The 627-nt window shown below is 45.8% G+C and carries 1 pseudogene; it reads right to left on the bottom strand.

Annotation, left to right across the window (positions count from 1 at the left end):
- Nucleotides 1–627 (bottom strand): annotated as a pseudogene (locus tag ACFIM6_RS10130) (hypothetical protein); the annotation flags it as partial.

Genomic DNA, 627 nt, shown 5'->3' on the forward strand with positions numbered 1-627 from the left:
TCCAAAGCTATTCTAGAGGCTTCTGTTGTGCTCTGTTGGGCTTGCTCCGCTTTCGCTATTGCACTATCTGCTGCACTCTTGGCTTCTTCTGCTGTGCTCTTCGCTGCATTCGCAACTGTCTCTACACTTTCGGCTTTAGCTTTTGCATCAGCGGCTGTCTGCTGTGAACTTACTGCTGTGCTATGAGCTGTTTCCGCTAAACTCTTAGCTTCACTCGACTTCGTTAACGCTTCTAAAGCTTTTTGCCCGATCTCATCACCAGCCTGTTTAGCTGTGGTAGCGGTCGATAATGCCGTTTCTGCAATACCTTTCACTTCTTCAGAAATATTCTTGACATCATTGACTAAGGTAAGCGCTGTAGATGCTTTATCCTTCGCTGCATTCGCTGCTGTAAGCGCATTGGTAGAGGCATTTTGGGCTTCTGTTGCAAGTTGTTTGGCTTCTTCTGAGAGTGTCTTAGATGACTCTGCTATCTGTTTGGATTCTCTTGACTCCGTTAATGCCTTCTCTACTGCCGTTTGTACTTGAGACGCTGTTTTTGTGAGTTCTCTAACAGAAGATGTCGCACCTTCTGATAACTCTTTTGATTGTTCTGCAATATCCTTGGCATCATCGGCTGCCTGTTTG

It is taken from the genome of Bartonella sp. AA9NXGY, assembly GCF_042196845.1.
GTDB lineage: Bacteria > Pseudomonadota > Alphaproteobacteria > Rhizobiales > Rhizobiaceae > Bartonella.